This window comes from Mesorhizobium sp. M0145, from assembly GCF_040322355.1.
Lineage (GTDB): Bacteria > Pseudomonadota > Alphaproteobacteria > Rhizobiales > Rhizobiaceae > Mesorhizobium.
The window spans coordinates 598,722-616,451 of sequence record NZ_JAMYTK010000001.1 but is presented as its reverse complement, the minus strand read 5'-3'; the positions used below and the strand labels follow the sequence as shown (position 1 = coordinate 616,451).

The window sequence follows — 17,730 nt, the reverse complement described above, 5'->3', positions numbered from 1 at the left end:
TCAGCGGTTCTTGCCGGGAACCCATAGCACGTCGGCATTTCCATTGTCATTGACCGCGCGTGCGGCGACGAACAGAAAGTCCGAGACACGGTTGATGTATCTTATCGCCTCGCGGTTGACGTGCTCGTCCGGGTCTTGCGACAGCGCCACCATGATGCGCTCGGCGCGGCGGGCCACCGTGCGGGCGAGGTGAAGGGCAGCCGCTGCCGGCGTACCGCCGTTGAGCACGAAGGATTTGAGCGGCTCAAGGTCCTTGTTGAGGAGATCGATATCCTGTTCGATGCGGTCGGTCTGCGAGGCGATGATGCGCAACGGCTCGTAGTCGAGCGGCTTGCCATTATCGGGGACTGCCAGATCGGCGCCGAGGTCGAAAAGGTCGTTCTGGATGCGGCCGAGCATCGCATCGATCGCCGGATTTACTGCCGCGGTATGAATGCGGGCCATGCCGATGCAGGCATTGGCCTCGTCGACGGTGCCGTAGGCGTCGATGCGAAGGTCGGATTTCAGCCGCCGCTCGCCAGAGCCGAGGCCTGTGGTGCCATCGTCGCCAGTGCGGGTGTAGATCTTGTTGAGCTTGACCACGGGTTACCTCCCGGCTGGTGGCTGCTGCGTCACTTACGGGTGAAATACACCGCCAGCATGATCAGCACCAAGGCCACGAACTGCAAGAGCACGCGCGTCTGCATCAGTTTGTTGGAGGTCATGCTGGAGCCGCCGCGCATCATGTTGATGAGGCCGCGGATCAGTACGATCACCACGGCGACCATAACGAGAACGGCGAGGATGTTGAAGACGGTTGCCATGGTGTGTTCCAGTTGGATTGCGTTCAGGCGCGTTTGGCGAGCAGACGGTAGAGTGCCGATGACGGCAGGATGCGTTTAAGGATCGCGCCGATCCTGGCCGGCACAGTTACCACATAATGCGGGCGCGGGCGCCGCGACAGAAGCGCATGATGCAAGGCGGAATAAACCACCTCCGGCCCGGGCTTCAGCCGCGATGTGCTGCCGCCGGCCCGCAGCCGTTTGAGTTGCGCCGCATAGGCGAGGCGATGAACGGACTTCTCGTGATCGATATTTGCCAGGAACCACGCAAGGCTGTTGCTGGCGATCTTCGATTTCACCGGCCCCGGCTCGATCAGCGAAACATGGATTCCGCTGCCGAGGAGTTCTTGGTAGAGGGACAGCATCAGCCCTTCGATAGCGTGCTTCGATGCCGAGTAGGCGCCGCGGAAAGGCACCGGCGCCAGGCCGAGGATCGACGAGCAATGAACGAGACGACCATGGCCTTGGCGGCGCATCACCGGTACGACACGGCGAGTGAGGTCATGCCAGCCAAAGACATTGGCCTCGAACTGCTGCCGTAAAGCCTCGACCGGCAGGTCCTCGACGGCGCCGGGCTGTCCGTAGGCGCCATTGTTGAAGAGCGCATCGAGCCGGCCGTCGGTCCGTTCCAGCACCGACGCCACCAGCGCCTCGATCGATCCGGACTCGGTGTAGTCCAGATAAAAGGCCTCGATGCCGTCGGCCTCGAGCGCAGCGATATCTTCGGGCTTTCGGGCCGTTGCGAACACCCGCCAGCCTTCCTTCTTAAGAGCATGGGCGCAATAGTCGCCTATACCGGAAGAGGCACCTGTGACAATGATGGTGCGCAACTCTTCTCCGGGAGGAATGGTGGTTTGACCTAGGGTTGTCATTTACCGCAAACCCTTCCCATATTCGCGGCGTCGGGACAATCGAAGGGAACGCGGTTCTTGTTGCGGAAGATCGTAGCCCTCAAACGCGTCCTCTACGACGCGCTCGGCCATTTCAACACCGACGACGGCTGGGCAATGGCCAGCCATCTGGCGATCACCGCGCTGATGGCGCTTTTTCCTTTCCTGATCTTCGCCACGACGCTGGCGAGTTTTTTCGGCGCGCAGGCTTTCGCCGACACCGCCGTGCACCTTGTGTTCGACACATGGCCCGAGCAGATCGCCAAACCGATCGCGCGCGAGGTGCTCAACGTGCTTACCGTCCGGCGCAGTGACCTGTTGACCTACGGTATCGTGCTTGCCGGATATTTCGCCTCGAACGGCATCGAGGCGCTGCGCACCTCGCTCAACCGGGCCTATCGTGTCTCGGAAACGCGCGGCATCATCTATCGGCGGGTGCAGAGCATCATCTTCGTGCTGATCGCGACGGCCGGGTTTTTGGCCATCAGCGTGCTGCTGGTCTTCGCGCCATTGCTGGCACGGCTGGCCGAGTCGCATTTCGAATGGATAAAACCCTATATGGGCACGATCACGCTGTGGCGTTACGTCATCGCCTCTGTAGTCATCATCGGCGGCCTGTTCGCCGTGCATTTCTGGTTGCCGGCCGGCAAGCGCCGCCTCGTTTCGATCGTGCCTGGCATCATCTTCACGCTGGTCGGCTGGCTCATCGGGTCGACCATCTTCGCCGCCTATCTCGATCATTTCTCGTCCTATGTGACGACCTATGCCGGCCTCGCCTCGATCATGATCGCCGTCGTGTTCCTCTATATCGTCTCAGCGATCTTCATCCTCGGTGGCGAGCTCAACGCCGCGATCAGCCGCTATTTAGAGGCGCGTGCCCGCGTCGGCGGCTGAGCCGTCGCCAGCCCGACGCCGAGCGTCGCGATCGCCATGCCGGCGATCTGGAGCGGGCTCAAGTGCTCACCGAACAATGCCCAGGCGATGACCGCGGTGACAGCCGGCACGAGGTAAAACAGCGAGGCGACCTTCGACATTTCGCCGTCGCGGATCATCACCATCAACAGGAAGATGGCGCCGATCGACAGCACCAGCACGAGCCAGGTCATGGCGAAGATCAGCTCGCCGTTGACGATGACCGTTCGGGTCTCGAAGGCGAGCGAGGCCAGAGCCATCACCGATGCGCCGCCGACATATTGCCAGAACGTGGCAGCCACCAGATCGCCGCCGGAAGCAAAGCGCTTCTGCCAGATGGTGCCGGCGCTCATGCCGAGTACCGAGACCAGCGAGGCGCCCAGTGTCTCGGCCGTCACGCCGCCGCCGAGCGCACCGAGCTTCGGCCAAAGCACGATCACCACGCCGATCAACCCGAGGCCGAGACCGGCCCAGTGGCGCGGCAGGATGGCCTCGCCGAGAAGCCGGCCGGCGAGCACTGCCGTGATCAGCGGCTGCAGGCCGACGATCAGGGCTGAAAGTCCGGCGGGCATGCCCCGGTGGATTGCCCAGAACACGCCGCCGAGATAGATGCCATGCATCAGGATGCCGGCACCGGTCGCGTGCAGCGCCTCATCGCGGGTGGCGCGGCTCGAACCAAGTGCGGCCATCAAAGCGACAAGCAGGATTGCGGCCAGGACAAAGCGCGCGGCCAGGAACGTAAAGGGCTCCGCCCACGGCATGGCATAGCGCGCGCCGATGAAGCCGGTCGCCCACAGGACGACGAAAGAGGCGGGGATGAACCGCTTGAGGCTGTGCATTTCCGGAGGCCGCGATGAATTCGGGTGAGGGATCGACTGCGGCGACTGCTTAATGCCGTTCGGGCCGGCAAGCAAAACCAAACGGTTGATCCATAGAGTCATTTGAATTGAAGGAGCGCCGTTGATGGCCGCGAGCTCACCGGTCTAGTCTAGAGACCGACCAGCCGCTTGAGATCGGCGGGCGATGCGCCCGCCTTACGCTGGGCGGCAAGGCCGGTATCGCCAAGGCTCTTCGACAGTTTTCGTCCGTCCGGGCCGAGGATCAGGCGATGGTGAAAATAGGCCGGCTGCGGCAGGCCAAGCAGTTGCTGAAGCAGCCGCTGCACGCTGGTCGCGGAATAAAGGTCCTGGCCGCGCACGACATGGCTGACGCCCTGCAGCGCGTCGTCCATGGTGACGGCGAGGTGATAACTGGTCGGGATTTCGCGGCGCGCCACGACCACGTCGCCCCAATCCTGCGGATGGGCTTCGATACGACGCGTCGCGGAGAGCGTCTCGTCCGTGTGTTCGGCCCATGACAGGTCCTTGCCGGCGCGCGCTATTGCCGCATCGACGTCCAGCCGCCAGGCAAATGGCACATTTTCGGCGACGCGCCGCTTGCGTTCGCTCGCCGTCAACGCCTTGTCGGCGGCGGGATAGAGTGGCACGCCGTCCGGGTCGCGCGGCCAGTCGCGGCCACCCTTCTCGCTGTCGGCGATAAAGGCGCGGATCTCACTTCTGCTCATGAAGGCCGGGTAGACAAGTTCTTCCTTGATCAGCCGCTCGAGCATCGCCCGATATTCGGCAAAATGCTCGGACTGGCGGCGCACCGGTTCCTCCCAGCCAAGCCCCAGCCATTTCAGGTCGCGAAAAATGCCTGCCTCGAATTCCGGCGTGCAGCGCGTCGTGTCGATATCCTCGACGCGCAGCAGCAGGCGTCCGCCCGCCGCCTTTGCCAATTTCTGATTGAGCAGCGCCGAATAGGCATGGCCGAGATGCAGTTCGCCGTTCGGGCTCGGCGCGAAGCGGAATGTCAGCAGTGTCATTGTCCGGCGGCAATCGGGTTGTGCGGCGCTTTCGCCAATTGCTACTTTGCGCCGGTGGCGTCGTGCGTCCAGAGGGACACGTGACGAAGCGTGCGGCACTTTTGATTTTGGAACAAGCAGACATGCAACGCATCGCCAGTCTCGACGACATTGCGCAAGGGCTGGATAGGCTATGCTTACTCGACCCACGCCTGGAAAAAGTGCGCGGCATGGCCGGCGAGGTGCCGCTCCGGCTGTCGGAGCCGGGATTCAGGAGCCTTGCCTCGATCGTCGTTTCACAACAAGTGTCCCGCGCGAGCGCCGATGCCATCTTCGGCCGGCTGACGAGACTGCTCGATCCGCTGACGCCGCAGGCGATACTTGCCGCCGACGAGGCGATCTTTCGCGAGGCCGGGCTGTCGCGGCCCAAGCAGCGGGGCCTGGTTGCCGTCGCCCGGGCGCTGGCCGAGGGACTCGACCTCGATCACCTGTGCCGGCTCGATGCAAGCGAGGCGATCGCGGCCATGACCAAGGTGCCGGGGATCGGCTCGTGGACGGCTGAAGTCTACCTTTTGTTTGCCGCCGGACATCCAGATATCTTTCCGGCGCGCGACGTAGCATTGCAGAGCGCGGTCGGCCATGCGCTCGGCATCGACCCGCGTCCGCCGGAGAAAATGCTGATCCGGCTTGCCGAATCATGGAGCCCGTGGCGCGGTGTCGCATCGCGGCTTTTCTGGGCTTATTATCGCGAATTGAAGGGCAGGGATGCCGCGCCTCCGGCCTGAATCCGCAAAAAAGCATTGAAATCATGCGTTTTTGAGACCCGGCATGATCGACAATCCGCTTCACATCCCTGTCATGTCGGGCTTACAGTATCCGCGTCGACCGGTTCTAGGGTGAAGGAGGTCAACGACGTGACGGTTGCCGTATCTCCGGATGGGCTTCCAGCGCTGGTGCTGAATGCGGATTACCGTCCGCTCAGCTATTACCCCCTGTCGCTCTGGTCCTGGCAGGATGCCATCAAGGCGGTGTTCCTCGAGAGGGTGAACATCGTCGCCGAATACGAACACGCCGTCTCTTCACCGACCTTTTCGATGAAGCTGCCGAGCGTCGTCAGCCTGAAGGCTTACGTGAAGCCGTCGAGGCATCCGGCGTTTACCCGTTTCAACGTCTTCCTGCGTGACCGTTTCCAATGCCAATATTGCGGCACGCCGGACGATCTGACGTTCGACCATGTCATTCCTCGCCATCGCGGCGGCGCCACGACCTGGGAGAATGTCGTCGCTGCCTGCTCGCCCTGCAATCTGAGGAAGGGCGGCATGATGCCGGCCCACGCCAAGATGTGGCCGCTGCAGAAGCCCTACCAGCCGACGGTGCATGATTTGCATAATAACGGCCGGCTGTTCCCGCCCAACCATCTACACGAAAGCTGGATGGATTATCTGTACTGGGATGTCGAACTCGAGCCGTGAGATCATCCGATAATTCGGGAGGCTGGCCGTCTGAAGCGATTGTCTGCGCTTCCGATGCTCACGGACCAATGTCCGCTCCGCTTCGGTTCTCGACAATCACTCCACCCGACTCAGCCTGCCGAATTCTTGGATGATCTCGTGTCGCGCTAAATCAGTCGCGGGCAAAGGCGCCGCGGAAGGCGACGACTGCCAGGACAAAGCTGGCGATGGCGTTCCAGCCGGCCAGCGACAGGCCGAGGATGCGGAGCGCCGCCTTGTCGCAGGAGGGCGGGACGAATTTGTCGAGCGCATCGAGCACGCCCTTGCCGCCGGTGTCCACCGGCCCGGCGGCTGCGGTGCAATCGGTCGGGCCTGGCCACCACGCCCATTCGACGCCGGAGTGATAAACGCCGAGATAGACGCCGTAGAGCATCAGCAGGCCGCCAACAGCCAGCAGGCCACGGCTTACCCAGGCTGGCGCGTGAAGAGCCGACGCAAGCACCGCCAGCAGCATCAAGGGCACGCCGACGTAGTAAGGCGTGCGCTGCTCGAGGCAGAGCTTGCAGGGGATATAGCCGCCGAGATACTGGAAGGCCAGCGCCGAGCCGACCGTGGCGGCCATGGCGACAGCGAGAAACAGGGCGGTGCGCAGCCGCTGGCGTCCGGTATCGGCATTCACGGTCGCTGTCATCGGACTCAGTCCATTCGGTTCGATGTCGTTCAGACGGCGTATTTGACGACGATATAGAGCAAAATCAGGGCAGCGGCGGCGGCGCCTGCAATCTGGCCAAGGCGCTTTTCGATGAAGTGGCGGATCGGCTCGCCATAGCGGCGCAAGAGCCAGGCGAGAAACAGGAAGCGAGCACCGCGCGCCACGATTGCCAGCACGATGAACAGCAGCAAAGGAACACCGATGACGCCCGACAGGATCGTCACAACCTTGATCGGCGGCAGATGGGCGAGGCCGGAGGTGACCAGCATCAGGATGATGAAGCCGACACCCGATGAGACGCGCATCGCTTCGAACTCGTCATATTTGCCATAAAATTCGAGGATCGGCCGCGCCACCGCATCATAGGCATAATGGCCGATGAACCAGCCGGCGATGCCGCCCAGCACCGAGGCGACGGTGGCGACCAGCGCGTAACGATAGGCGCGATCCGGCCGTGACAGCGCCATCGGCAGATAGAGGACGTCGGCCGGCACCAGGAACACCGAGCTCTCGACGAAGGCGATGAAGGCCAGCCACCATTCGGCGGATTTGCTCGCCGCCAGCGACAAGGTCCAGTCGTAAAGTCCGCGAAGCATCGGCACTCCTAATGCACGCCCAAACCAGAAGCGGTCTTGGGATCACGACATGTACAAACAAGACTTGGAAGCGCCCCGCATCAACCTCGTCGGACAAGGTGCGCTTCAATGACATGCGCCGCCTGTCTAGAAAGATTTTCCGCGCTGCACAATGGCAGCTGCTTCACGAAATCGAAAGGCTGAGGCTTGAGCGAGCCCAGATGTCGGGATTTGGCCAGTTGACGAGCAAGCCATGGCGTCGAACACTTGCCCGCTGAAGTGCGTCAAGGCAGTTTCCAATTACATCGTGGGTTTTCCGGTCGAACACGATCCGTGTTTAAATACCGGCGATTCCTGTCGCATCCTCTCTCCCTGCTTCGCCCTTTGCGCCGCCATGTCGTTGTCTGATTTCATTTATCGCCCCTTTGAGAAGCTCATCCGTCCGCTGGATATTCCACCCGCGCCGCTGCCTGCGAGCGGGCCGTTTGCACTGCTCCTGCATTTTGCGCGGATGTTCCGCGGCACCCTTGCGGCCATTACCGTCCTGATGATGGCGGTCGAGGGGATCAACCTTGCGACGATTTGGGGGGCCTCGTTCGTCGTCGATGGGGTGAGCGCGAAGGGCGCGGCGGTTTTCCTGCAGGAGGACTGGCCGACGCTGGTCGTGCTCGGCGTGCTGGTTTTCCCCGTGCTGCCGTTGCTCATCTTCGTGGGCAATGCGCTGAACTCGCAGACGGTGGCCGTATGCATGCCGGCGGCGATGCAGTGGCAGGGCCACAAGGCGGTGGAACGTCAGGATCTTGCCTTCTTCCACGACCTCTTCGCAGGTCAGGTGGCGTCGCGCATTTCGCAAGTCGCATCCGCCGTGCAGCAGCAGATCGTCGTGGCCTTCTACAGAATACCGCTGTTTCTGGTGCAACTCGTCGGGTCGCTCGTTCTGCTTGGCGCGTTGTCCTGGCCGCTGGCGCTTCCGGTTTTCCTCTGGATCTCCGCCAACATCGCCATTGCGGTGGTGGCGGTACCCCAATATTCCGAGCGGTCGCGCCGCTCGGCGCGGGGGCGAAGCCTCGTGGTCGGCGCCATGACCGACCTCTACAGCAACATTCAGATGGTCAAGCTGTTTGCGGCGGAAGACAGCGAGGCGGGCGCGATGCGGACCGTGATGGAAAACGCCATCGAGACCCAGCAGCGCGAAAGGCGCATCTATCTGACGACCGATATGGGCGTCGTCCTGCTCAACGTTGCCCTCTTTCTCACCAACGTTGCCATAGGGCTCTGGGGATTTGTCGCCGGCTTCGTCACGGTTGGTCAGTTCGCCGCTTCGATCGCCATCGTGCAGCGGCTCAATGCCAACTCCCGTGCCTTCCTGCAGATGGGCCAGCAGATTTTCCAGGCGGTGGGCACGATCCGCGACGCAATGCCGGTCGTGACGACGCCGCCGACCATAAAAGACGCGCCGAACGCCAAGCCGCTCGACGTCACGGCCGGCGAAGTCGAGTTCAAGAACATCCAGTTCGAATACCGCGAGGGGCAACGGGTGATCGAAGACCTGTCTCTCACCGTGCGCGCCGGCGAGAAGGTCGGGCTCGTCGGCCTCTCCGGGGCCGGCAAGTCGACCCTTGTCAGCCTGCTCCTGAGGTTCTTCGAGCTGAAGGGCGGCGCGATCCTGATCGATGGGCAGGATCTCCGCAGCGTGACCCAGGCCAGCCTTCGGGAGAGCATCGGCGTCGTCACCCAGGACGTCTCACTGCTGCATCGCTCCGTCGGCGACAACATCCGTTATGGCCGGCCCGATGCCCCGCCGGAGGCGTTGGAGCGCGCCGCGATGCTGGCCGAGGCCGACGGCTTCATCGCCGATCTCAGAGATGGCGAAGGCCGCACCGGCTACGACGCTTTCGTCGGCGACCGCGGGGTGAAACTTTCCGGCGGCCAGCGTCAGCGCGTTGCGATCGCCCGGGTGTTGCTCAAGGACGCGCCAATCCTGGTTCTCGATGAGGCGACGTCCGCATTGGACAGCGAGGCCGAGGCGGCGGTCCAGGACAAGCTCGCTCTTCTGATGGAAGGCAAAACTGTGATCGCCATCGCCCATCGCCTGTCGACGATTGCCAGGATGGACCGGATCGTCGTCCTCGACAAAGGCCGCATCGTCGAGGAGGGAAAACCATCGGCGCTGCTGGAGCGCGACGGGCTCTATGCCCGACTGTGGAAGCTTCAGACCGGCGGCTATATTGCCGACGCCCTCGAGGAGATGTGAGCCGCCCTCGGTGATGATGTTTTTGCTCATGGCCGGCTCGATACATTCTGCTTTCACTCCGGAAACCGGACTTGGCTGAACTCGTTTCCACCATAACGTTCGGAAGCCGATCCCAACTTCATCGATCATGAGCGAAGCCATAATCCCGAACTCCCGTGCCGCCATTCTCGAGCGGCGATCTGCCGGCGCGCTGACATGGTCCGGCCCCGCCCTGATGTTGTTCGCGCGGTCGGCTTTCGCTGTTGCCGCGCAGGGCCTGGTTGCGGCCGTGTACGCTGCGCACGGTTCGGCGACGCCCTGGCGCGACGCAGGGGCTTGGCTGCCGGTATACGGCAGCTTGATCGACGCGGGCTGCCTTGGACTCCTTTGGTGCCTTGCGCGGCGCGAGGGCATCACGTTGCTCGATTTGGTCGGTTTCGATCGCAACCGCTTGGGGCGCGATCTGTTGTTGGGCGTTGCGCTCATCCTCCCGAGCCTCGTTTTCATCTACGTTGGGATCACCGCCAGCAGCCTGTTGGTCTATGGCAACCCTGACGCACCGCAAATATACGGACCTTTGCCGCTCTTGCCTGCGCTCTACGGGGTGCTGATCTTTCCGTTGGTCTGGGGCATTACGGAGCAGACCACCTATAACGGCTATCTTCTGCCGCGTTTCCAAGTCTTGTCGGGAAGCACGGGATTTGCCGTTGCCGTCGTAGCGTTTTCCTGGTCGTTTCAGCATGCGGTGATGCCGCTGACGTTCGACCCGCATTTCATGCTCTACCGGCTCTTGGCACCCATCGCGCATTCGACATTCATCACCCTCGTGTACCTGCGCGTGCGCCGCATCCTGCCGCTGGCGACGGCGCATTGGCTCATGGATGGGGCGTCGGTATTCATCGGCATTCTGTGGCCGCTGTTGCGGTAGAAGGGTTCAAACGGGACGAGATGCCCGCTATCGATCGAAGCGCCGTATCACGAAAACCGAAAGGCTGGGCTCGAGCTAGATGGGATCTCGGGAATTGGCCAGTTGACGAACAGGCCTCCAACCGTATAGTCCGCGCCCATCCAGGCCGCCCGGCCTGAGCCCCTATGGCGGAATTGGTAGACGCGCTCGACTCAAAAAGTGGTTTGTCTACCATGCGACGGAGTGTCGCGAGATGCCGAACCGGCAGAAAAATCAAGGCCTTACTAAATCAGCTCTTAGTCCCTTGAAGCCCCGCAAAGTCGTCTAGGTGCAGAATAGGAGCCGCGTCCACAACTGCTGGCGGCGCCAATGGCGTACGAATGGCGTCCTCGACCAAAGCTGTAAGGCACGACACGGCCTTCATCGCCCACCAGCCTGTCGCGCTGCTCTTTAGATCGTCGGTGGGAGAAGGCCCGGACTACGGCTTCGAGCATTTGTGGCGCAACTGCGACGTTCCCGGCTACGCTGATGGGATCGTTGGAAGTTTTCGTTTTCACGTTCATGCCGACCCAATCAGTGACCTTCACTGCCCGTGTTTGAACGGCAGCAATATTCAGCATATCGCTCAGCGAGGTCAGTCTGTCTTTCCCAAGAGCTGACGCACTGCTCTGCTCGGATAGACACACCGTCCTGAACTCCCGATCAGTGGCGCCGTCTCGACTATGATGTACGTGCCGACTAGCCGCAGTCGGTGGAGAGATGTGACGCATGGTTTGAGCATAGCGGGGACGGTTTGCTGCGCGAGGAGATGGCGCCGACAGCACTGCCTAAACTTGCGCGAAAGCCGAACGCTAACCCGTCAGCTTCGTTTTCGTCGCTCCGCTCCAAGGACGCGCCGCTGATCCTGAACTGCTCGAGAAGCGCCCGTCGGAAGCTAGAAAGACTGGCGGTCGAATTGATGAGCATCTACTCCCAAGCTATAGGCGAGCCCAATCGCGGGAACGGCATTAGCATTATTCGCGGGAACGGCATTAGCCTTAGAAGCATCGGCCTGCTGCAATTTGAGCTTCAGGCCGGCCGTCTAGTTATAGTTAGATGTATTTTTTTGGCTTGGTTAGCCAAGTCATGACTGGCAAACCTCCGCCTATAGCGTTGATTTCATTGATTTACAGTGGGCTCTCGATGACTGCCGATCGAACTCCGGCGTGAAAGGATTCGAACTGCCCTCCCGTCTTACTTGAAGACTTCAGGGAGGGCTCATGACCCTATCTAGATACACTTGGAATATCATCATAGCACCGGGTGCTCTGAACGGCGCCGCCATGTCCAGCTGTCGGCTAGCTGACGAAACATGGCCTCTTAAGTCGCTTAATATGCGGTCTGGAACAGGCAGAGACAAACGCATCCACTAGTGCCGGGATCAAGCCACAGTGATCTCGACAACGGATCATCACATAAACTGTGCTGTGCACCTCGTCCGAATGCCGGGGAGGGGGCGTTGCTTATGCCGAAGAAATCGCCGGTTGGGGTTTCGGAGCGCGCACATCCTTCTTAGCATCCCCAAGACGTCGATGAAAATCGAGGAACACTGCGTTCGTCCATCCGAATCCGCCGACGGAACCGTAACGATCATCGACCGGTGGGGCGCCAACCTCAACGACGTTGTACTTTTCCCACATAGCCCCAGTTTTCTCGAAGCTAAGGACACAGGTGTCCCACCAGGTGCGCATGATCAGCATCGCCTCCTCGCGAAAGCCGTAGCGTTCAAGGCCGGCTACAACGATCCACTGCAAGGGAGCCCATCCGTTTGGCCATGCCCATTGATGCCCATCTCGGGCAGCGAGCGAAGTTACCAATCCGCCGGGCTGCGAGAATTTCGGCAACCACTCACCCACCATTCGGTCAGCTTCAGATTGCGAGGCGAGGCCTGACCACAGAGGAAAGAATGCAGCCAGTGTTGCTACGCCATCGCGTTCGCCGGCGACGTAATCGAAATCAAAAAAGAGGCCAGCTGTTTCGTCCCACATCAGATCGCGCACAGACGCGGCCCGTGCGTCAGCGGCCGATCTCCACGCGTTGGCGCTCTCGTCATCGCCCAAGCGGCGAGATGCCCACTCAAGGTCGATTTCGCGTAAATACAGGACAGAGTTAAGACAAATCGGAAGGTGATCGAGCCACCTATTCTGACAGCGCGTCGAGCGATCCCAGCCGCTCTCAAAGCTCGCGAGTTCGTCAGTGTAGTTCGCGTCGAAGTAGCGCGACAGTCCAGCATGAACACGCCTGATGTGTGGATGAATTTCGCCAAGCCAAACATTTCGATGTTCGAGAGCTGCGAGGCTCATAGCTTCAGCAAGGAAAGCGCAGGCATCCGGATCGCCACGAGCCTCCTTCGTTTCGAAGGCAAGGCGAAACATGGCAGTCGAAAGAGGCGGTTGGCTGCGCGAAAGGAAATATAGACGGCTCGCATTGGGGATCATGCCAAAGCGACGCAGCATTGCGACCATATTCTCGGCCATGTCGACGATAAGCTGCTCGCGAGGAGTGCCACTCAAACCAACAGCCGTGAAATAGCTGTCCCAGTAAAACATCTCCTGAAAAATTGGGTCCTCGGCCGACGCCATGTAAGGTCGGGGGAGCCCAATCAGCGTGCCTTGGTCAACGGGCACGTTACGGACAATCCGTGGCCAATAGGCCTCGATGTAGTCAAGAATTTCCATGCTGCTACTCTTTTTCATTGTCTGCGTCTTGTGGCGGCGATATTGCGTTCGCTCACTCCGCGGTCCATCCGCCATCGACAACCAGTGAGGTTCCTGTGACCAGTGCCGAGGCATCGGAGGCCAGATAAACTGCCGCGCCCATCAGATCCTCCACACGCCCCAGGCGGCCGAGCCTGATCTTCGCAAGGACGGATTGTGCAAAGACCGGATCCTGCAGGAACGGTCGCGTCATGGGCGTCTCGATGAATGTGGGCGCGATCGTGTTGACGCGGATGCCCTTCGGGCCGAGTTCCACGGCCATCGCCTTCGTCAGACCCTCGACTGCATGTTTTGAGGAACAATAGAGTGTCCGGTTTGCCGCGCCGACATGGCCCATCTGCGAGGACATGAAAATGATTGATCCCCGGATCGCGTCCTCGGCCATGCGCTTCGCGACAGTCTGGGAGACGAAGAACGAGGCCTTCAGATTGAGATCGAGTACCGCGTGGTAGTCGTCCTCCGTCACGTCGGCGATCGGTTTGGGCCGGTTGGTGCCGGCATTGCTGACAAGAATGTGGAAGGCGGGCTGGGCCGCCAGGATTTCGCGCACCCCGGCGACGTCGGTCACGTCCAGGGTCAGTGGGGCGGCCCGGCCGCCGCGAGCCCTGATAGCGGTCGCAACGGTCTCCACCTCCGAGGTGGTGCGGGCGGCAAGAATGACCTCGGCACCTGCCTCCGCGAGAGCAGAAGCCAGTGCTGCCCCGATCCCCCGCCCGGCGCCAGTCACCAGCGCCCGCCGTCCGTCAAGACGGAATGACGGCGTTGCCGGCAAGCTTGTGGGCGCGGCGTCAACCATCATTCGGCGGCGTGTGCGTAAGGGACGTTGCGGCCGCCGTAACGCCGCACGCGGATGTTGGCCTGCTCGGCATGGCCGAGGAAACCCTCGAGTACGCACAGCCGCGAGCAGTATTCGCCGATCATCGCCGATGCTTCGTCGGTCAGGATACGCTGGTAGGTGCAGGTCTTCATGAATTTGCCGACCCACAAGCCGCCGGTGAAACGGGCGTTGCCGAGCGTCGGCAAAGTGTGGTTGGTGCCGATGACCTTGTCGCCGTAGGCAACATTGGTGCGCGGTCCGAGGAAGAGCGCACCGTAGTTGGTCATGTTGGCGAGGAAGTACTCGGGATCGCGGGTCATCACCTGGACGTGTTCGGACGCAATCCGGTCGGCTTCCGCCACCATCTCCTCTTCGGTGTCGCAGACGATGACCTGACCGTAGTCGGCCCAGGCCTGGCGGGCGATCGTCGCGGTTGGGAGGATTTCGAGGAGCCGCTCGACCTCGGTGACAGTGTCGTGAGCCAGACGTTCGGAACTAGTGAGCAGGATCGCCGGCGAATTGGGGCCGTGCTCGGCCTGACCGAGAAGGTCCGTGGCACAGAGCTCCGCATCAACCGTCTCATCGGCAATAACCAATGTCTCTGTTGGCCCGGCGAGCAAGTCGATGCCGACGCGTCCGAACAGTTGACGCTTTGCTTCGGCCACATACGCATTGCCCGGCCCGACCAGGAAATCGACCGGACTCATAGTGTCGGTGCCAATCGCCATCGCGCCGATCGCCTGAATTCCACCGAGCACGTAGATTTCGTCGGCACCGGCAAGCGCCATTGCAGCGATGACAGCAGGTGCGGGTTTGCCATGGAAGGGCGGGGTCATGGCCACGACGCGCTTCACGCCTGCGACCTTGGCTGTGATGACACTCATATGGGCAGAAGCCACCAATGGGTACTTGCCGCCGGGCACATAGCAGCCGACCGAGCTCATCGGAATGTTCTTATGTCCCAGTACTACGCCAGGGAGAGTTTCGACCTCGACGTCACGAAGCGCATCTTTCTGGATCTGCGCGAAGCGCCGGATCTGGGCTTGTGCGAAGCGGATGTCATCGAGGTCGCGTGGTGCCACCGCGGCGATGCATTCGTCGATCTCAGCTTGTGACAGGCGGAAATTGTCAGGTGCCCATTTGTCGAACGTTTCTGAATAGTGGCGCACTGCTTCGTCGCCGCGTTGCTCGACGGCCGCCAGCACGGATTCCACCGCCGCCTTGACAGAGGCATGGTCATTGACTTTCTGAACCGATGAACGGCCTTCCTTCAGGACACGGATCATTGCAGCACCTCGTTTCAGAAGCCGACGGAGCGGAGATAGGCGAGACTGGCCCGCGCATCGTCCGCGGGATTGAGCGAAATGGTCGGATCAATGTCCTGTTCCACCGTCGCGGCCCCGTCATAACCGGTTTCCCGCAATGCGGTTGCCAGTCCGGCCCAGTCGACAACGCCCTTGCCCAGCGGGCAGAAAACCTTCTGCTCGATAGCGGTGAGAAACGGAATGCGATCTGCAAGCACGCGTTTGTGGACAACAGGATCGATGTCCTTGAAGTGGAAGTAGCGTACGCGACGCGCATGCCGGCGGTAGAAAGCGACAGGATCGATGCCCGCATATGCCATATGGCCGGTATCTATGCAGATACCGACCCGGCTCGGATCCAGCCTGTCCAGAGCGGTCTCGATTTCGTCCTCGAATTCGATATAGCAGCCAGCATGCTGGTGGATGACTGGCATGACCCCGTGTGCGAGCGCGAGGTCGGCGATGCGATCGATCAGCCCGACAAGATGGTTGAGGCGCTGCGCACCGATTGGCTGAGCGAGGTCACGTCGCCCGGCTGTATTCATCCGTTCCGGCGAGATGTGGTCGATCGTGACGAGGTACTTTCCGCCGGCCGCCGCAAGCAGTCGCGCCGTGCGGTCGGCAACATCCAGCACTGATTCAGCCTTCTCCGGGCTATGCAGATCCTGGAACACAAATCCGGCAATCACTGTAAGGCTACGGCGATCAAACTCAGGCCGCAGAACCCCCGGATCTGTCGGATAGTAGCCGTAGGGACCGAGTTCGGTGTAAGCGTAACCGGCCGCGCTGATCTCATCCATCACACGCGGCCAAGCCGGGTTTTTGGGATCGTCGGCGTAGTCGACCCCCCAAGACACGGGCGCATTGGCAAGTTTGACGAGCATACTGGATATCCCTTGGGCTATGCATCATGTGTCGCCCCGATCTCTGCGGAGCGACACCTCCCATAAATCATGTTTTGCATAGCAATGCAATCCGTTCTCTTCTCGTGTTGACCGAGCGCCTTGGATGCGCCGCTCCCGAGCGCGTTCGGATACTCTACCTAACGGGTTTCGTCTGGACGGATAAGCGCAATGAAAACAATTGGTTGCTCTAAGGCTGGTTGACGCCTGGCGGCCCGCATCTTGGCTCGGCGATTAAGGCATGAGGCCAGGGCGCTGCTGATTGGCTCTATGCCTTCAGCCATGCAGGAGCGCAATAGGGTACTTTATTCCGAAAACGCGCACCCAAAAGCCTCCAGATATTCAGCGATTGGGTCGATCAAGCAAGATACATTCGACGATATATCGTTTATTTACAATGCGTTGGCGGGGAAATTGCGGTTGCTCAGCATAGCAATGCAAGATTCCTGTTGCATTGCTATGCAAATTGGCGTTTGGTGTTCGCAGCCCGTCCGTGGCGGGTGGTTTACCAGGGAGGAAGCCATGCTAAAGAATCTTATGAGAAAGCTTGCACTCGGCTTAGGCGTACTGTCGCTGTCGGGATCTACCTCGTTCGCCAGAGACCTTGGGAACGTCTATGTCGGCGTCGGGAGCGCGTCCAGCGAGTACTGGGCAGCATTTATCGAGGGGGCAAAGGCGGTCGCCGGATCGAAGGGCAAGGACGTCAATGTTATCGTCAGCGACTTCAACGGGCAGAAACTGCTGGAGCAGTTCGGGGCCGTGTTTGCGACCGGCTGCGAGGGTTGCGCGATCGCCGTCGACCCTGCGTCCAACGCCTTCACCAAAGCGATTGTGGAGCGGGCGCGAGATGCCGGCGCCAAAATCGTCAATCTCTGGAATCGCCCCGACGAGATCCATCCGTGGGATACGGCGCCGGACGCCTGGGTCGCCAACATCTCGTTCGACGGCGTCGATTCCGGCTATCGGAACGGCATGGAACTGTGCAAGGCGCTCAACGGGAAGGGCAACATCGCTGCCCTTCAGGGCATACCGGACAATCCGCCGGCCAAGCAGCGGCTCGCCGGGCTCGAAAAGGCGGTTGCCGAATGCCCGGGGCTGAAACTCCTCGATGTCCAGGTCGGAAACTGGGATCAGACCCAGGGCCAGAGCATCACGCGAGCCTGGCTTACCAAATACGGCAGCGACCTCAAGGGTATCTTCTCTGCCAATGACGGCATGGCTCTCGGCGCAGTAGCGGCGCTACGGGAACAGGGCCTTGCCGGCAAGGTTCTCGTCACGGGTTCCGACGGATCAAGCGATGTCATGCAGCTTATCAAGTCGGGTGAGATGCTCTCGACGATGTACATAGATGGCTATGTCCAAGGCGCGACGGCCACAGCACTGGCCGTTGGCGTGATCACCGGCGACATCGACCTTGCCAAACTGAAAGAAGAGCAACGCGATTTCTACCTGTCTCAGACCCTGGTCAACAAAGACAATGTCGAGGCGATCCTCAACGGCAAGCACGTTGCAGCCGACTATAGCTACGACAAGGTGAAGGCCAATTTCTGGGCGGCCTCGGTCGGTCAGATCCCCGCCGGTGCCAACAAGTAAGCTGGAACTGGTCG

At 61.0% G+C, this 17,730-nt stretch carries 17 protein-coding genes; 6 read left to right on the top strand and 11 right to left on the bottom strand.

What is annotated here, in order from left to right; genetic code table 11:
• The 3 genes from NKJ28_RS03085 to NKJ28_RS03075 are packed head-to-tail and all read right to left on the bottom strand — an operon-like array spanning window position 1 to window position 1,693.
• Window positions 1-582 (bottom strand): cob(I)yrinic acid a,c-diamide adenosyltransferase, encoded by a 582-nt coding sequence (locus NKJ28_RS03085; protein ID WP_023677949.1) that lies wholly within the window; start codon window positions 580-582, stop codon window positions 1-3.
• A gap of 29 nt (window positions 583-611) precedes the next feature.
• The gene (locus NKJ28_RS03080; RefSeq protein ID WP_023677950.1) at window positions 612-803 is read right to left on the bottom strand and encodes a twin transmembrane helix small protein; all 192 of its coding nucleotides are present in this window, start codon (window positions 801-803) and stop codon (window positions 612-614) included.
• Between the two features lie 23 nt (window positions 804-826).
• Window positions 827-1,693 (bottom strand): SDR family oxidoreductase, encoded by an 867-nt coding sequence (locus NKJ28_RS03075; protein ID WP_352634008.1) that lies wholly within the window; start codon window positions 1,691-1,693, stop codon window positions 827-829.
• A 57-nt stretch (window positions 1,694-1,750) separates the two neighbouring features.
• Between NKJ28_RS03075 and NKJ28_RS03070 the strand changes: the two genes are divergently transcribed.
• Entirely contained in the window at window positions 1,751-2,605 is an 855-nt protein-coding gene (locus tag NKJ28_RS03070; protein WP_031212039.1) for a YihY/virulence factor BrkB family protein, read from the top strand.
• On the opposite strand, the gene NKJ28_RS03065 is transcribed toward NKJ28_RS03070, so the two are convergent.
• Both NKJ28_RS03065 and gluQRS read right to left on the bottom strand, forming a co-directional pair.
• Window positions 2,572-3,462 (bottom strand): DMT family transporter, encoded by an 891-nt coding sequence (locus NKJ28_RS03065; RefSeq protein WP_352456675.1) that lies wholly within the window; start codon window positions 3,460-3,462, stop codon window positions 2,572-2,574. The genes NKJ28_RS03070 and NKJ28_RS03065 overlap by 34 nt on opposite strands.
• 149 nt (window positions 3,463-3,611) lie before the next feature.
• Window positions 3,612-4,487 (bottom strand): tRNA glutamyl-Q(34) synthetase GluQRS, encoded by an 876-nt coding sequence (gene gluQRS / locus NKJ28_RS03060; RefSeq protein WP_352634006.1) that lies wholly within the window; start codon window positions 4,485-4,487, stop codon window positions 3,612-3,614.
• Window positions 4,488-4,609: 122 nt separating this feature from the next.
• On the opposite strand from gluQRS, the gene NKJ28_RS03055 reads away from it, so the two are divergent.
• Both NKJ28_RS03055 and NKJ28_RS03050 read left to right on the top strand, forming a co-directional pair.
• On the top strand, window positions 4,610-5,251 hold the full coding sequence (locus NKJ28_RS03055; RefSeq protein ID WP_352634004.1) for a DNA-3-methyladenine glycosylase family protein: 642 nt from the start codon (window positions 4,610-4,612) through the stop codon (window positions 5,249-5,251).
• A 129-nt stretch (window positions 5,252-5,380) separates the two neighbouring features.
• Window positions 5,381-5,938 (top strand): HNH endonuclease, encoded by a 558-nt coding sequence (locus NKJ28_RS03050; protein ID WP_023677956.1) that lies wholly within the window; start codon window positions 5,381-5,383, stop codon window positions 5,936-5,938.
• Window positions 5,939-6,089: 151 nt separating this feature from the next.
• Here NKJ28_RS03050 and NKJ28_RS03045 read toward each other — a convergent pair whose 3' ends face one another.
• Window positions 6,090-6,608: a disulfide bond formation protein B gene (locus NKJ28_RS03045; RefSeq protein ID WP_023677957.1), complete on the bottom strand. Its 519-nt coding sequence runs from the start codon at window positions 6,606-6,608 to the stop codon at window positions 6,090-6,092.
• A 29-nt stretch (window positions 6,609-6,637) separates the two neighbouring features.
• Complete coding sequence (locus NKJ28_RS03040) at window positions 6,638-7,225, bottom strand: YqaA family protein (protein ID WP_023677958.1); 588 nt, start codon at window positions 7,223-7,225, stop codon at window positions 6,638-6,640.
• 373 nt (window positions 7,226-7,598) lie between these two features.
• On the opposite strand from NKJ28_RS03040, the gene NKJ28_RS03035 reads away from it, so the two are divergent.
• Both NKJ28_RS03035 and NKJ28_RS03030 read left to right on the top strand, forming a co-directional pair.
• Window positions 7,599-9,458 carry an ABC transporter ATP-binding protein gene (locus NKJ28_RS03035; RefSeq protein WP_352634002.1) on the top strand — a complete coding sequence of 620 codons (1,860 nt, stop codon included), beginning with the start codon at window positions 7,599-7,601 and terminating at the stop codon, window positions 9,456-9,458.
• Between the two features lie 127 nt (window positions 9,459-9,585).
• Entirely contained in the window at window positions 9,586-10,365 is a 780-nt protein-coding gene (locus tag NKJ28_RS03030) for a CPBP family glutamic-type intramembrane protease (protein WP_352577190.1), read from the top strand.
• Window positions 10,366-11,846: 1,481 nt separating this feature from the next.
• Here the strand turns inward: NKJ28_RS03030 and NKJ28_RS03025 are convergent.
• From NKJ28_RS03025 to NKJ28_RS03010, 4 genes are read right to left on the bottom strand one after another with little or no spacing between them, the layout of a single operon-like run.
• Window positions 11,847-13,079: a trehalase family glycosidase gene (locus NKJ28_RS03025; RefSeq protein ID WP_502902157.1), complete on the bottom strand. Its 1,233-nt coding sequence runs from the start codon at window positions 13,077-13,079 to the stop codon at window positions 11,847-11,849.
• A gap of 34 nt (window positions 13,080-13,113) precedes the next feature.
• On the bottom strand, window positions 13,114-13,896 hold the full coding sequence (locus NKJ28_RS03020) for an SDR family NAD(P)-dependent oxidoreductase (protein ID WP_502902161.1): 783 nt from the start codon (window positions 13,894-13,896) through the stop codon (window positions 13,114-13,116).
• Complete coding sequence (hisD, locus tag NKJ28_RS03015; protein ID WP_352633996.1) at window positions 13,896-15,203, bottom strand: histidinol dehydrogenase; 1,308 nt, start codon at window positions 15,201-15,203, stop codon at window positions 13,896-13,898. The genes NKJ28_RS03020 and hisD overlap by 1 nt, the downstream gene beginning before the upstream one ends.
• Window positions 15,204-15,217: 14 nt before the next feature.
• Window positions 15,218-16,105 (bottom strand): TIM barrel protein, encoded by an 888-nt coding sequence (locus NKJ28_RS03010; RefSeq protein ID WP_352633994.1) that lies wholly within the window; start codon window positions 16,103-16,105, stop codon window positions 15,218-15,220.
• Between the two features lie 540 nt (window positions 16,106-16,645).
• Between NKJ28_RS03010 and NKJ28_RS03005 the strand changes: the two genes are divergently transcribed.
• Window positions 16,646-17,716: a sugar ABC transporter substrate-binding protein gene (locus NKJ28_RS03005; protein WP_352633993.1), complete on the top strand. Its 1,071-nt coding sequence runs from the start codon at window positions 16,646-16,648 to the stop codon at window positions 17,714-17,716.
• Window positions 17,717-17,730 lie beyond the last annotated feature (14 nt).

Excerpts from the sequence above, each read along its gene's own strand:
- hisD (WP_352633996.1), bottom strand. The coding sequence starts at position 15,203 with ATGATCCGTGTCCTGAAGGAAGGCCGTTCATCGGTTCAGAAAGTCAAT.
- NKJ28_RS03040 (WP_023677958.1), bottom strand. The coding sequence starts at position 7,225 with ATGCTTCGCGGACTTTACGACTGGACCTTGTCGCTGGCGGCGAGCAAA.
- NKJ28_RS03035 (WP_352634002.1), top strand. The coding sequence starts at position 7,599 with ATGTCGTTGTCTGATTTCATTTATCGCCCCTTTGAGAAGCTCATCCGT.
- NKJ28_RS03025 (WP_502902157.1), bottom strand. The coding sequence starts at position 13,079 with ATGAAAAAGAGTAGCAGCATGGAAATTCTTGACTACATCGAGGCCTAT.
- NKJ28_RS03065 (WP_352456675.1), bottom strand. The coding sequence starts at position 3,462 with ATGCACAGCCTCAAGCGGTTCATCCCCGCCTCTTTCGTCGTCCTGTGG.
- NKJ28_RS03010 (WP_352633994.1), bottom strand. The coding sequence starts at position 16,105 with ATGCTCGTCAAACTTGCCAATGCGCCCGTGTCTTGGGGGGTCGACTAC.
- NKJ28_RS03055 (WP_352634004.1), top strand. The coding sequence starts at position 4,610 with ATGCAACGCATCGCCAGTCTCGACGACATTGCGCAAGGGCTGGATAGG.
- NKJ28_RS03020 (WP_502902161.1), bottom strand. The coding sequence starts at position 13,896 with ATGGTTGACGCCGCGCCCACAAGCTTGCCGGCAACGCCGTCATTCCGT.
- NKJ28_RS03030 (WP_352577190.1), top strand. The coding sequence starts at position 9,586 with ATGAGCGAAGCCATAATCCCGAACTCCCGTGCCGCCATTCTCGAGCGG.
- NKJ28_RS03075 (WP_352634008.1), bottom strand. The coding sequence starts at position 1,693 with ATGACAACCCTAGGTCAAACCACCATTCCTCCCGGAGAAGAGTTGCGC.
- NKJ28_RS03045 (WP_023677957.1), bottom strand. The coding sequence starts at position 6,608 with ATGACAGCGACCGTGAATGCCGATACCGGACGCCAGCGGCTGCGCACC.
- NKJ28_RS03080 (WP_023677950.1), bottom strand. The coding sequence starts at position 803 with ATGGCAACCGTCTTCAACATCCTCGCCGTTCTCGTTATGGTCGCCGTG.
- gluQRS (WP_352634006.1), bottom strand. The coding sequence starts at position 4,487 with ATGACACTGCTGACATTCCGCTTCGCGCCGAGCCCGAACGGCGAACTG.
- NKJ28_RS03005 (WP_352633993.1), top strand. The coding sequence starts at position 16,646 with ATGCTAAAGAATCTTATGAGAAAGCTTGCACTCGGCTTAGGCGTACTG.